Origin of the sequence: Arthrobacter sp. ov407, from assembly GCF_900102895.1 — a bacterium.
Classification (GTDB): Bacteria; Actinomycetota; Actinomycetes; order Actinomycetales; family Micrococcaceae; genus Arthrobacter.
The window spans coordinates 86256-99243 of sequence record NZ_FNGD01000004.1 but is presented as its reverse complement, the minus strand read 5'-3'; the positions used below and the strand labels follow the sequence as shown (position 1 = coordinate 99243).

The following is a 12988-nucleotide window of genomic DNA, read 5'->3' as shown; positions in this document are numbered from 1 at the left end:
GGGCATGCCGCCGGCTGTGCTTTCGCGTGCCCCGTGGAGGCCGAAACGCTCGGCCCTATCCGCCGGTGCGGCCTCCATGCAAGCATGGGCCTCACCGATCATGCACAGCGAGGGGACTCGATGAAATCCAATGAACTCCTGCTGGACGCCTTCGGCCGGATCCGTGAGACGGTGGCCGCCGCCCTGGCAGGGGTCGACGATGCCACCCTGCTCCGACGGCCCGCCGGCAACGGGAACTCCATGGCCTGGCTCATCTGGCACCTGAGCAGGGTCGAGGACGCGCAACTGGCCTCCGCCGCAGGCCTGGACCAGGTCTGGACCTCGCAGGGGTTTGCGGCCCGCTTCGGCCTGCCGCTTTCCAAGCGGGACACCGGCTACGGCCATACGAGCGGCCAGGTCGACGCGTTGCAGGCACCGCCGGAGCTGTTGCTCGAATACTACGACGCTGTCCACCGGCAGACCGTGGAATTTCTGAAGACCCTCGGCGACGCCGACTTCGACCGCATCGTAGATACCCGCTGGGACCCGCCCGTCACGCTCGGGGTACGGCTGGTCAGCACGATTGCGGATTGCCTCCAGCACGTAGGGCAGGCGGCCTACGCGAAGGGCCTGAACCCCGCGCACGGGCACGGTTAGGGCGGTCCCAGCCATGGACGTCGCCGACATCCGCCAGCTCTTCCCCGGGCTCAAGGACACCATCTATCTCAACACCGCCACCATGAACGTCGGCTCCGCACCGGCCCGGGAGGCGTACGACCTGGCGGCCGAGCGCTGGTCTGCGGGCCGGTTCGACTGGATGGAAGCCGAGCGGGCGGGGGAGGACGCCCGCGCAATGTTCGCGGAGATCGTCGGCGCCACGGCCGGGGAGATCGCCATAGTTCCGGCAGTGAGCTCGGCGGCCGGGATAGTGGCCGCCAACCTGCCACCCGCGAAGCACGGCGAGAACGTCGTCGTCGCCGAGAACGAATTCGCCTCGAACTACTATCCCTGGCTCCTGCTCCGGGAGCGCGGCTATGATGTCCGCGCCGTGGCACCGGGTGTCGACGGCATGACAGCCGAGGCGTTTGGACAGGCGGCCGACGGCGGCACGCGCCTGATCGCCGTGAGCGCCGTTCATTCGGCCAACGGGTACCGGGCAGACCTGGCCGCGCTCAGTCGGGTCGCTGCCCGCTCCGGCGCCTGGTTCTTCGTCGACGCCTGCCAGGCAGCCGGCGCGGTGCCGCTGGACGTGGTGCGGGACGGCGTGGACTTCCTGGCCGCCGCGAGCCACAAGTTCCTGCTCGGGTCCAGGGGCATGGGCTACCTCTATGTTCGCCGCGGGCTGCTTGACCGTCTCCAGCCCATCGGTCCGGGCTGGAAGGCCGCCCGCAACCCGGCCGAGAGCTTCTATGGCCCCGCGATGGACCTGTCACCCACGGCCTCGAAGCTCGATGCCTCGTTGGCGTGGTTTCCCGCCCTGGCCGAGCAGGCGGCGCTCGGCATCTTCCGCGGGTTCGGGATCACCGCCTTGCTCGATCGTAATGCCCGGCTCGCCCTTCGCCTGCAGGAAGCCCTGGCCGCGGAGGGATCCGCCTTCCGGCCTTTCACCGAGCAGCACCGCTCAACCATCGTCTCCGTGCCGGTGAACGATGCCGAAGCGGTCATGGCGCGGTTCCGCAAGGCCAATGTGGTGGCGTCGGTCCGCGAGGGCAGGATCCGGCTGGCCGTACATTTCTACAATGTGGAAGAAGAGCTCGATCTCGTGGCCGCGTTGATCGGACGGGGCTAAGCGGCGGCGGGCAGCGCCTCTCGTGGCCCTGGGTCGCTTTAGGCGCGCCTGTCTTCCTTGTCGTCGCTGCTGTAGGCGAGGCCGATCTGGCGCCTGACTTCGTCCAAAGCCGCCATGACCTGAACGCTCTGCCGGGGCGGCAGGATGTCGTTGGCGGTGGCGTGCGCCGCAATGAGCCGCTCCATTTCCCGAGCCTGGTATTGCATTCCGCGGCCGGTGACGGGCTCATCGAAGCGCTCGACGACGTTACCGTCGCCGTCGTACCTGATGAAGGCCGACGGCGTGTACCAGACCGACGGGATCTCGATTCGCCCTTCAGTTCCGATGATCGAGGCCTGGTTTGGTCCTGCCGTGTCCAGCGCGCAGTGCAGCACGGCCTGCTGCCCGTCCCCGTACTCGAAAATCATGGCGGTCTGCCGGTCAACACCGGTTTCAGTCATGCTGGCCGCTGCCCGGATACTGACCGGCGCTCCGAAGACGTCGAAAGCGAAGGACACGGGGTAGATGCCGAGGTCCAGGAGCGCTCCGCCGCCCAGCGCCGGGTCGTTGAGGCGGTGCAGCGGATCCTTGGGCAGATTCTGGTTGTGGTCCGCGATTACTGTCCGGACGTCGCCCAGCGCGCCGGATCGGATCAGCTCACGGATACGGACCATGTGCGGAAGATACCGGGTCCACATGGCCTCAAGGGCGATCAGTCCCTTCGACTCGGCGAGCTCCACAATCTCCCGGGCCTGCCAGGCGTTCATGGCGAACGGCTTTTCAACCAACACGTGTTTGCCGGCGTCCAGGGCCAACAGCGCATTTTCATGGTGGAACGGGTGCGGCGTCGAAATGTAGACAATATCCACGTCCGGGTCAGCCACGAGGTCCTCGTAGCTTCCATGGGCCGAAGGGATCTGAAACCGAGTCGCGAACTCCCTCGCCGATGCCAGGTTCCGGGAGCCCACAGCCTGGACCAACGAGCCGTTGTCGATCAGGTCCGGCGTTTGCAGCCCGGCGATGAACCCTGTGCCGAGAATTCCCCACCTCGGAACGGGCGTGGCGAGATCTGCGGTACCGGTTGTGGCGTTCTCTGGCATGCGTTGGGTTCCCTTCGGGCGGGTGGTCACGAAAGCATCGGGCGACTCTTGTTGCGGCGGCAACTTCCCAGGACGTGTTCGTATCCTAAGCCCGAAATCCGGGACTCACGGTGTGAGCGGGCCCCGAAGCACGCGCAGGGCAACGGTGGCATCACCTTCAATGAGGGCGTCATCTTCCAGGCTGGATCGGCCCCACAAGCCCAGATACATCGCGGACAATGGGGCGGAAATCGACGCCACGGCCGAACCTGGGCCCAGTGTCCAGCCGGCGGCCCCGGGCACCTGGAAGGTCACGGCCTTGTCCGGGTGCGGCATTCGCTCCAATCGCAGCTGGCGCGGCGCGAACATCGCCAGGACCTCGTCTACACCGTCGAGCATGAAGTCGACCTCCAGCGCGGGGATCTCCATGCCAAGCGCCTGGCAGGCGTCGATGAGGTGGATGGCGTGTTCGTGGGCCTGGCGCCGAAGCCAGAACCTGGCCTTGTGCGGCGGCGGGCCGAAGTCCCAACACGGTTTCGAGGGGTCAAGCGCCGTCATCGCCTCGAAGAAGGGTGCCGTGCCCTCGAGGAACCAGGCCGCGGCGCCCTCGGCCGGCGGTACCGGTTCCTTGACGAAGGTGCCCGCACGAACCACTGTGGCGGCCCACCGCTCGATTGAACCGAGGTGTCCGAATAGTTGCTCAAGCGTCCAGCCAGGGCATGCCGGAACGGCACGGGCAAGCCTGTCCTCCGGCTGCCGGGCGAGCATGCCGAGATGGTCCAGGGAGTCGGCCAACTCGGCCAGGTATCGATCGGGCGACATGAGTTGAGCCTAACGCGACGCGGCAAAGATTCCGGCGCGCCGACATCCGAGCCGCGCGGGCCGGGCTTGTGCGTCTAAACTGCCACGCATGCGTCCCCCACGACAGTCGCGGCAATGAGCGGATACCCGGCTACGGCGCCGCTGACCGAGCGGTTTGCCGCCCAGTCCGTGATCGAGGAGCTGCTGGCTGTCCAGGCGCTCGTCCCGCCCCGTTCGCGTCTCAGGCGGATGTTCGGTGCCAGTCCGTTGAGCGACGCCAGCTGGCCCTGGTACAGGGGTGCGCTGGGCGAGATCGCCGTGGGCCGGGTTCTGGCAGGGCTCGGGCCCGAATGGCTGGTTCTGCATGCCGTCCCAGTGGGCTCTGGCTGGGCGGATATCGATCATGTGCTGGTCGGTCCTGCCGGCGTCTTTACCCTCAACACGAAGAACCATGCGGGTCAATCAATCTGGGTGGCAGGGCAAACCCTGATGGTGTCGGGAAAGAAACTCCGCCATCTCTACAACTCCGCGCGTGAGGCCGCCCGGGCCTCGAAATTGCTCAGCACGGCAGTGGGTGCCGCCGTCGACGTCACGGCGGTCGTGGTGATCGTGGAACCCCGGCGGCTGACGATTAAGGAGAATCCGCGCCAGGTAATGGTGCTGAGCGATCGGCAGCTCCTGGGCTTTCTGCAGCGGCGCAAAGATGTGCTGGACGCGGAACAGGTCCAACGCGTCGCTGCCGCTGCCGTGAATGCCCGGACCTGGCACACGAAACCCGCGTTGCCAGGCAAACCGGATGAGCTCAAAACGAACTTCGCCGCCCTCCGGCGGTTGGTTGATCAGGCACGACGGCGCCGGGCGGCGTGGGTGCTTGGTGTTCCCGCCGTCGGCTTTTTGGCGTTGGCCACGGCAGGTCCGCTGGCGGCAATCCTGAGCGCATTGATGAACCGGTAGGGGAGACCCGCCAGCGAGAGGCGCGCGCCGCCGTCGCGAAAATGCTCGGGCCCGGGGACGCTGAGACGTTCCCGCACGCCCGCCTGATCCCGTGTGGGAACAGACCGATCACCCTGGCAATTCCCCATGCCCCGGCCACGTGCGGCCGCTGACCTGTCGCCTGAAAATGATGCGTTGCGGCGCCAGAACGAGGCGCGTCTCTGTCGCGTTTCCGGCAAAGCAAGTAGGCCATTGCGTTCGGCCAAGCAGCGGGCAAGTAGCGATCGGGAGAAAAGGGGAATCGCCCCCAAGAAGTCGAGTAGCAACCACTCGCGCGCTCCTCGGGCCCCGCTTCTAGGCTCCAGAGTACTGGGTTAAGAAAGTCAAAGTAGTGGTCAGAATCGGGTCTCAGCCATGCATGATCAAGCAGAGCTTTGGGTGTCGTCCGGCCATTTTCATGGCCGTCTGCGAGGCGTCTGGGCGTCCCTGTTGTCAGCATCGCTCGCACTTGCTGGGCTGACACTCGGGGTGGCCGCCGTCGCGGACGTGGGGACCATCGCCCACGACTCACTGCGGTCGGGCTGGGACAAGGACGAGCCCGGGCTTTCGCCGTCGTCGGTGGCCTCCTCGAATTTCGGCAAACTGTTCTCCGCGCCCGTGGACGGGCAGGTCTACGCCCAGCCGCTGGTGGTGGGCGGCACCGTCATCGCCGCGACCGAGAACAACAACGTGTACGGCCTGGATGGCGGCACGGGAGCCGTGAGGTGGCAGCGCAACCTCGGGCCGGCCTGGCCGGCAGCGACCGTAAGCTGCGGTGACCTCGCGCCCAACATCGGAGTCACGTCCACTCCGGTCTTCGACGCCGCGACCAACAGCGTCTTCCTGCTGGCGAAGACGAACGACGGAGCGACGCCGCAGCTCCCGCACTGGTACATGCACTCCCTGGACCGGGTAACAGGAGCCGAACGGGCCGGATTCCCGGTCCTTATCAACGGCGCACCGACCAACGACCCGACGCGTCCCTTCAACGCCATGACCGCGATGCAGCGGCCCGGGCTGCTCCTCATGGACGGCGTTGTCTATGCCGGTTTCGCCAGCCACTGCGACTGGGCGCCCTTTGTCGGCTACGTTGTCGGCGTATCCACCGCCGGCCGGCAGACAACGATGTGGGCCACCGAGTCCGGGAACAGCAGTGCGGAGGGCGGGATCTGGCAATCCGGCGGCGGACTGGTCTCCGACGGCACCGGCCAAATCCTGTTTGCCACCGGCAACGGCATTTCCCCGAAGGCCGGCCCGGGGAAAACCCCTCCCGCGACCCTCGCCGAGTCAGTGGTCCGGCTCACGGTCGGAACCGACGGCAACCTTAAGCCCACTGATTTCTTCAGTCCCGCCAACAACGCCAAGTTGGACCAGAACGACGCCGATCTCGGTTCCGGCGCCCCGATCGCCATCCCGGACGGCTATGGAACCGTGGCCCACCCGCACCTCTTGGTCCAGGTCGGCAAGGATGGGCGCGTCTACCTGCTGGACCGGGACAACCTGGGCGGCATGGGCCAGGGGGCCGGCGGCACCGACGCCGTCCTCGACGAAGCCGGTCCGTACAGCGGCGTCTGGGGACGTCCAGCGTTCCTGGGGACCAGCAGCGGCGGTTACGTCTACACCGTCGAGAACAAGGGATACCTCCGCGCGCACAAGCTCGTTCCCACCAACGCAGGCGGCGTTCAGCTCGCCGCCGTCGGGACGTCCGTCGGCACCTTCGGGTATACCTCGGGGGCGCCCACGGTGACCTCCAACGGTACGGACGCGTCCTCGGCGCTGGTCTGGGTTGTCTACGTCACTGGACCCACCGGGGCCGGCGCGGAACTGCGCGCCTACCGGGCCCTCCCGGACGCCACAGGGAAGTTGCAGCAGGTGTTCAGCGCCCCGCTGGGTACGGCCGCCAAGTTCTCCACAGCGGCCACTGACAACGGCCGCGTCTATGTGGGAACGCGGGACGGACAAGTACTTGCCTTCGGCGCACCGACAACCTCCGCCGTCGGGGCGACAAACACTGACCTGGGCACGGCCGAGGTGGGCACCACAGGGAAAGGCACCCTGACGGTCACGGCGACGCGTGCCGTGACGGTCAGCACCGTCACGGCACCCGCGCCGTTTGGGATTGAACCCCTCGCCCTTCCCCGGACCCTGGCCAAAGGCGAGAGCATGAGCATCCCGGTGACCTTCTCGCCGACGGTTCCGGGACAAGCTGACGGCGCGCTGACCGTCCAAACGTCCGACGGTGAAACGGACCTCCTGGGGGTCCATGGCGTTGGCACGAAGGACGGCCTGGGGGCGACTCCGGCCACGGTCGCATTCACCAGCGTGCCCACCCAGACCAGCAGCCGCCAGACGGTCAACGTCGTCAACACCGGCACGAGTGTCGCCACGGTCACGGCCGTCACCCTGCCCGCCGACCCGGCACTGAAAGTCGACCCGGAAACGGTGCCGGCCGTGGGACAACAAATCCAGCCCCTTACGTCGGTTCCGGTGTCCATCACCTTCAGCCCGACGACTGTGACTCCGGTCGCCGACCAACTGCTCGTCACGAGCGACCGCGGGTCGCTGGCGGTTCCGGTGACGGCGACGGCCGTCTCAGGAGCGGCGCACCTGCAACTGCCGACGGCGCTGGACTTTGGCGATGTACCCATCGGGGCGTCGGCCACCCGGGACTTCACGATAACGAACACCGGAAACATCCCCATGACGATCACCAAGGCGAAGGCGCCGCTGGGGTTCTTCTCAACCACCGCACCGATCTCCGAAGGACTGGTGATCCCGCCGGGTGAATCCGCATATCAGACCGTGACATTCAAACCGACAGCAGCGGGGCAGGCCGGAACCGCGGACACCTACTACCTTCTCACCGCGGACGACGGCCAGGGTGCCCTGAAAGTGATGCTCACCGGTAACGGCGTCGACGACCCCATCGGCCTCAAGGCCTACCAGACCGGGGCCGGGGATCCGAGATCGGTGCTGGGCAGGTCGCTCACCCTGGAGTACCCCGTGGCGGCAGGCAAGTGCCAGGACTACACCAAGGGTGTGATCTGCTGGTCCAGGGCGACTGGGGCCCACTGGGTCGCAGGTGCCATCTACGCCCGCTACAAGGCAGCGGGCGGCGCTGCCGGCGTCCTTGGGTTCCCCACCACTGACCAGCTGACCACCCCTGACACTGTGGGGCGATATGGCCACTTCGCCGGCTCGGGCGGGGCCTCGATCTACTGGTCGCCCAAGACCGGAGCCCATTATGTGCTGGGGACGATCCGCTCCAAGTGGTCGGCACTGAACCGGGAACGGGGGCCGCTGGGCTATCCGACGCAGGACGAGACCCGCACCCCCGACGGATTGGGACGCTACAACCACTTCGCGGGCTCGAGCGGCTCGTCAATCTACTGGACGGCGAAGACCGGGGCGCATTTTGTCCTCGGCGCCATCCGTGGCAGGTGGTCGGCACTGGGCAGGGAAAGTGGACGGCTGGGTTATCCGACCAGGGACGAGTACTCGGTTGCCGGCGGCCGGGCATCGGACTTTCAGCGCGGCCGCCTGACCTGGAACTCGACCACCCGGAAGGTTATTGGATAGGGCTTCCCGGCGTCAGTTCCGGAGCTCCCAGACCAGTCCGGCCGGACCTAATTGGTTTGAAGGGCACGGTCTGGAGCTGCGCTGTCTCGAACTGCGCTGTCTGGAACCGCGCTGTCTGGAACCGCGCGAGGGCGGCGGCGTAGATTGATGATGGCGGGCCGATTGCAGGCCGCCGTGCGGTCCGCAAACGCGCCGGTGGATAAGACCGCGCACAAGCCCCGCTGCGCCGAGGAGTAATCCGATGAGCCAAGTTATCCAACGCCTGCTTGCTGCTTTCAATGCCCACGACCTCGAGGCGGCCGCCGCGTTGTTCCATAAGTCGTACAACAGCGTGCAACCGGTCCACCCGGCCAGGGCATTTGTGGGACGTGCGCAGATGCACGCGAACTGGGCGGCGATATTCGCTGGCATTCCCGATTTTCACGCAGAATTGCTCCGCTCCGTGGATGACGGTAACGCCACGTGGAGCGAATGGACGTGGGTAGGCACCCGCATTGACGAGCAGCCCTTCGACATGCGCGGTGTGACGATCTTCGAGATCGAGGACGGCCTCATAACGGGCGGAAGGCTCTACATGGAAGAGTTTGAACGAGAGGACGTGGGCATCACAGAGGCAGTCCAGACGCTGACGGGCCGTCGGCCGGACCAGCCCACAGGCCCCGCGGACTGAGTTGGCTGGCCTCAGGCAGCTGGAGGAAGGCTGCGCGCGCGTCGAAGCGTTTTGGCCTTGTGCCGGAGCTGGCGCCGTTGGCGGGAGCCGGGCTGGGAGCCCGTTTGGTCCGTGGCTGATTGGCGATGCGGCGTTCCGGGCAGGGGTGGTGCTGTGGAGTGGTAGGTGTGGCCGGTGGGGGTGGTGAGGGCGATGGTGTGCCTGTCGCCGCTGCCGGAGGCGGGGTCAGTTGCGGGAGCAAGGCCTGACTGTTCTGCGGGTGCGGGGCGGGCGCTCCAGCCGGGGGTTTCTTTGGTGTGGTTGCAGGCTTCGCAGAGTCCGGCGCCGTTGGCCTGGATGGTTTCTCCTCCGTGGTGCCAGGGGATGATGTGGTCCAGGTGCCGGATCGGAGCGTCGCAGTAGGGGGTGCGGCAGGTGTCGTCCCGGGTCTGGATGAAGCGGCGGTGCCCGGGCGGGAAGATCCGGGCGCGGGAATCCATGCCGATGAGCTCACCGGTGCCCGGGTGGGTGTAGAGCCGGCGGAGAAACACGCCGAATGCAGAGTGGTCGGCGCTTCCTGCAGCGCCGCCGGGTGTTGGCGGACTGCCGGGTTTCGGGGGACCGCCGGTTGACTCGCCGGGTTCCTGTGAACCACTTTGTCCGGGCGAACCAACGCCGAAAGTGCCGTCTTTGGCCTTTGCCCTGTTGATGAGGGCGCGGCCCCAGCCGGCGGGGACCGTGCCGTAGCCGGGGAGCCGGGCGGGTTCGGAGTCGGCCTGGAAGAGCGTGCGGTCGGTCATGATGAGCTGGATTTCGACCCCGGTGATCCCGTCCGGGGTGCCGGTGCTGCGTTCGACCAGGGTGTCCGCCATGACCTGGCCCCGGGAGCGGGGGTCTCCGGTGTTGCGGAGGGTGTCGGCGTGCCGGCTCAGCGCGGTGTAGACGCCCACGCCGGCGCTCATCGGGAGCAGCGCGGTGAGGTAGCACATGGTGTCCGGGGCCGGGCGGAGGCTGACGTGCCGCTCGCTGGCGGCGTGCGCGGCACGTTCCGTGACGGTGCGCGGGTCCCTCCGGTACGCGGCGGCCCGGGCGGCGGCCACCAGGCGCCGGTCACCCACTCCGGCGAACGTCCCGGTGTCGGCGGCGAGTTCCTCATCGACCGCGCACCGGTCCGCGGCGGTCAGGCAGGCGGTTTCGCGCACGAGCAGGGTGGCGCGCCATTCGTTCAGCTGTCCGGTCTGCAGGGCGGCGAGGGTGTGCGGCATTTCGGTCACGAGCGCCTTGGCCAGGCCCAGGAGCCGGCCGCCCTTGGCCGGGGATTCGCGCCGGGCCAGGGCGATCTGCGCGCCGATCCCGGCGCCGAGCTTCTCGGCCGGGACCCCTGCGGCACGCTGCTCGTGGCGCTGGAGCAGGTCGAAGGTAACGGTGAGGCGGGCCTGCTCCGCGGCCAGAGCGGATTTCCGGTCTTCCAGTTCCCGGATCCGGTCAATGATCCCGGCACTGTCCGTTGCCGGGGGGACGGCGGCCAGCAGGCCCGCGGCGTCCGTGACGGCCGTCTCCGCGGTGCCGTGGCCGGTGGCCGCACCGCGGCCGGCACGCGTGAGGCCAGCCTCGCGGTGTCCTGCCGGAACCATTTCGGGCCCCTGATTGCCGTCCATGAATCAAGTCTCCCTGCGACCTACGACAAAATAGGTCGGCTGGTCGGACGACAAGGACGGAGGTAGCTGAATCGAGGTCGCTCGCCGCGTCCAGAAAGACGCCGAGTCTGGTTCGGCAAGGTGCGGACCAACCGACGGTTTGCACGCTGCCGCCAGCGGGCTAGCGAGCCAGCGCAGCGTCAGGACGTCGTCGTGGTTTGGGAGGTTGTCGCGGTGCCGCCGGGCGGGTCTGCCTGCAAGACCTTGCCTGAAATCTGAGCTCGGAGGAGGATTGTCGGCAGACTGGAAGAGGCCCGTCATGAGCCAGCTTGGCAAATTTGAGAAGTATCTGATTGAGGAGTTCTTCGACGATTATCGCTCCGGCGCCATGAGCCAGCGCACGTTCACGCGCCGGGTGGCGTTCATCATGGGCAGCATGACTGCGGCCTCGGCAGCGATGCTGCTGGTTGGCTGCACCCCCGACGAGCTTCCCCGCAGCACGGACCCTATGCCGACGCCGGGATCGTCCTCGCCGGGGACGGGCACCGCGTCGGCGGGCGCGGTACCGGGGGCCAAGAGCCCGTTGTCCGTCCCGGAGGGGGCAGCCGGACTCACGACGGCGACCGTGCAGTTCGCCGCGGGCGGCACCGATATCAGTGGCTATCTCGCCCGCCCGGAACACGGGGCCGCAGGGCCGGCCGTGCTGATCTGCCACGAGAACCGCGGGCTGACCCCGCATATCCAGGATGTGGCACGCCGCTTCGCCAAAGCCGGGTACGCGGCACTGGCCCTGGACCTGCTGAGCCGGGAAGGCGGTACCGCGGGGATGGACCCAGACGCTGTCCCAGGCGCGCTGACCCAGGCCGGGGCCCATCGTCACGTCTCCGACTTCGCCGCCGGCTTCGACTATCTGAACGCCCAGGACTTCGTTGACCAGGGGCGGATTGCCATGAACGGTTTCTGTTTCGGCGGCGGCATCACGTGGCAGGCGGCGACGGCGATCGCGGGGCTGAAAGCGACCTCAGCGTTTTATGGACCCGCACCTGACCTTGACAAGGTCACGGCCATCAAGGCGGCCGTCTTTGGCGTCTACGCCGAACTCGACCAGCGGATCACCGGCGCCATGCCGGCACTCCGGGATGCCTTGGACAAGACCGAGGTACGGCACGAGCTCAAGATCTATCCCGGCGTGGACCACGCCTTCCACAACGACACGGGGCCGCGCTACAACCAGGATCAGGCCACCGCCGCCTGGAACGACACCCTGGCCTGGTTCGGCAAGTATGTGTGAGGGGCGTGCTCGCGCGGGACACGTGCGGATCGGATGGAGGCGATGTTTGCAAAGCGCACGGCTGCTGCCTTGACCGCGGCAGGAGTGTTGGCCCTTGCCGGGTGTGGCACCGCACGCGCCATGGACGGGCCGGCGGCCGTGACCGGCGTGGCTGCCGACTCCACCGTGACCGTCGGGACCCAAGCCGCCGTCGTCCGTGGTTGGGGACGGGTGGTGGCAGGGGATGAGTTCAACTACAGAGGACCTCCTAACCCGGCGAAATGGAAGCTGTACAAGGGGCGGGGGCATGCGGGCAAGGGGATCCGAAGTCCGAATGCGTTTGCTGTAGGCGGCGGCGTCGTGACCGTCAGCGGCAACGCGGCCGGCACCACGGGCGGCATGTCCGCCAAATTTGCGCAGCAGAAATACGGCAAATGGGAGACGCGCATGCGGGCCAGCGCCCGGGACCCGAAGTACCACCCCGTGCTGCTCCTGTGGCCAAACCGCAACAAATCGCCCACCTGCGCCGAGGTTGATTACGCGGAGGGAACTTCGGACACCACCCGCATTGCGTTCTTCCTGCACTACGCCTGCAGCGGATCAAGCTTCCAGAGCCGGGCGGCACGGCGGATCGACACGACGAAGTGGCACAACTATGCAGTGGAGTGGACCCCCGTCGGGATCACCGGATACCTCGATGGGGCGTTGTGGTTTAGGGACATGAACCCGGCGCATCAGCCAACCGTGGGGATGCATCAAACGGTGCAGCTTGACTGGTTTCCCAACGGGACCCGCACCAAACCCAGCCAGATGCAGGTCGACTGGATCCGCGTCTACAGGTGAGCGTTGCGCTTACTCGCCCGAGGCAAAGTCTGGCTGGACCGGGCCGCCAGCGTCCGAGGTCCCGTCATAGGGCCCGCCCAAAGCCTTCAACGCCGCGAGGTGTTCCATCAGGGCACGTTCCGGGGATCCGGGATGCGCGGCAATCTGCTGGCGAAGCAGCTCCTGGGCGCGGGCGTGCTCGGGCGCGTCGTCGGCGAGGACAGCGTCGATGATTCTGGCGGCCTGATGTCGGATTCCATCGGCAGATGCGGCTTGTTTCGCACCGGATTCCAGGTCATAGGGAACCTGTTCTTCGGGGCGTCCTGGAGTGGACGACGTCTCCACCGACATGGCTATTCCTTTGTTCATCGTTCCGGCTGAGCCCGGAACCGGTCTGCCGCCTTCCCCCCATCCCGGGTCGGGGACCCGGAC

The 12988-nt window shown here is 67.3% G+C and carries 11 protein-coding genes; 7 read left to right on the top strand and 4 right to left on the bottom strand.

Going from position 1 to position 12988, the window contains the following annotated elements:
- Positions 1-120 precede the first annotated feature (120 nt).
- On the top strand, positions 121-636 hold the full coding sequence (locus BLS42_RS06395) for a mycothiol transferase (protein WP_090578246.1): 516 nt from the start codon (positions 121-123) through the stop codon (positions 634-636).
- Positions 637-649: 13 nt separating this feature from the next.
- Positions 650-1768, top strand: coding sequence for an aminotransferase class V-fold PLP-dependent enzyme (locus BLS42_RS06390; RefSeq protein ID WP_090578243.1), 1119 nt, complete (start codon positions 650-652; stop codon positions 1766-1768).
- A 38-nt stretch (positions 1769-1806) separates the two neighbouring features.
- On the opposite strand, the gene BLS42_RS06385 is transcribed toward BLS42_RS06390, so the two are convergent.
- Both BLS42_RS06385 and BLS42_RS06380 read right to left on the bottom strand, forming a co-directional pair.
- On the bottom strand, positions 1807-2847 hold the full coding sequence (locus BLS42_RS06385; RefSeq protein WP_090578240.1) for a Gfo/Idh/MocA family protein: 1041 nt from the start codon (positions 2845-2847) through the stop codon (positions 1807-1809).
- A 105-nt stretch (positions 2848-2952) separates the two neighbouring features.
- Positions 2953-3648, bottom strand: a complete 696-nt coding sequence (locus BLS42_RS06380; protein ID WP_090578237.1) for a maleylpyruvate isomerase family mycothiol-dependent enzyme — start codon at positions 3646-3648, stop codon at positions 2953-2955.
- Between the two features lie 114 nt (positions 3649-3762).
- Between BLS42_RS06380 and BLS42_RS06375 the strand changes: the two genes are divergently transcribed.
- From BLS42_RS06375 to BLS42_RS06365, 3 genes are all read left to right on the top strand, one after another.
- Positions 3763-4581 (top strand): nuclease-related domain-containing protein, encoded by an 819-nt coding sequence (locus BLS42_RS06375; protein ID WP_090578235.1) that lies wholly within the window; start codon positions 3763-3765, stop codon positions 4579-4581.
- Positions 4582-5049: 468 nt separating this feature from the next.
- The gene (locus BLS42_RS06370) at positions 5050-8178 is read left to right on the top strand and encodes an Ig-like domain-containing protein (protein ID WP_176803226.1); all 3129 of its coding nucleotides are present in this window, start codon (positions 5050-5052) and stop codon (positions 8176-8178) included.
- Positions 8179-8419: 241 nt separating this feature from the next.
- Complete coding sequence (locus BLS42_RS06365; protein WP_090578230.1) at positions 8420-8848, top strand: nuclear transport factor 2 family protein; 429 nt, start codon at positions 8420-8422, stop codon at positions 8846-8848.
- Positions 8849-8859: 11 nt separating this feature from the next.
- On the opposite strand, the gene BLS42_RS06360 is transcribed toward BLS42_RS06365, so the two are convergent.
- On the bottom strand, positions 8860-10485 hold the full coding sequence (locus BLS42_RS06360) for an HNH endonuclease (RefSeq protein WP_090578225.1): 1626 nt from the start codon (positions 10483-10485) through the stop codon (positions 8860-8862).
- A 298-nt stretch (positions 10486-10783) separates the two neighbouring features.
- On the opposite strand from BLS42_RS06360, the gene BLS42_RS06355 reads away from it, so the two are divergent.
- Both BLS42_RS06355 and BLS42_RS06350 read left to right on the top strand, forming a co-directional pair.
- Positions 10784-11755, top strand: a complete 972-nt coding sequence (locus tag BLS42_RS06355; RefSeq protein ID WP_090578222.1) for a dienelactone hydrolase family protein — start codon at positions 10784-10786, stop codon at positions 11753-11755.
- Positions 11756-11797: 42 nt separating this feature from the next.
- Positions 11798-12577 carry a glycoside hydrolase family 16 protein gene (locus BLS42_RS06350; RefSeq protein WP_090578219.1) on the top strand — a complete coding sequence of 260 codons (780 nt, stop codon included), beginning with the start codon at positions 11798-11800 and terminating at the stop codon, positions 12575-12577.
- A 9-nt stretch (positions 12578-12586) separates the two neighbouring features.
- Here BLS42_RS06350 and BLS42_RS06345 read toward each other — a convergent pair whose 3' ends face one another.
- A complete protein-coding gene (locus BLS42_RS06345; protein WP_090578216.1) occupies positions 12587-12907 on the bottom strand; it encodes a hypothetical protein in 321 nt (106 codons plus the stop codon).
- Between the last annotated feature and the right edge of the window lie 81 nt (positions 12908-12988).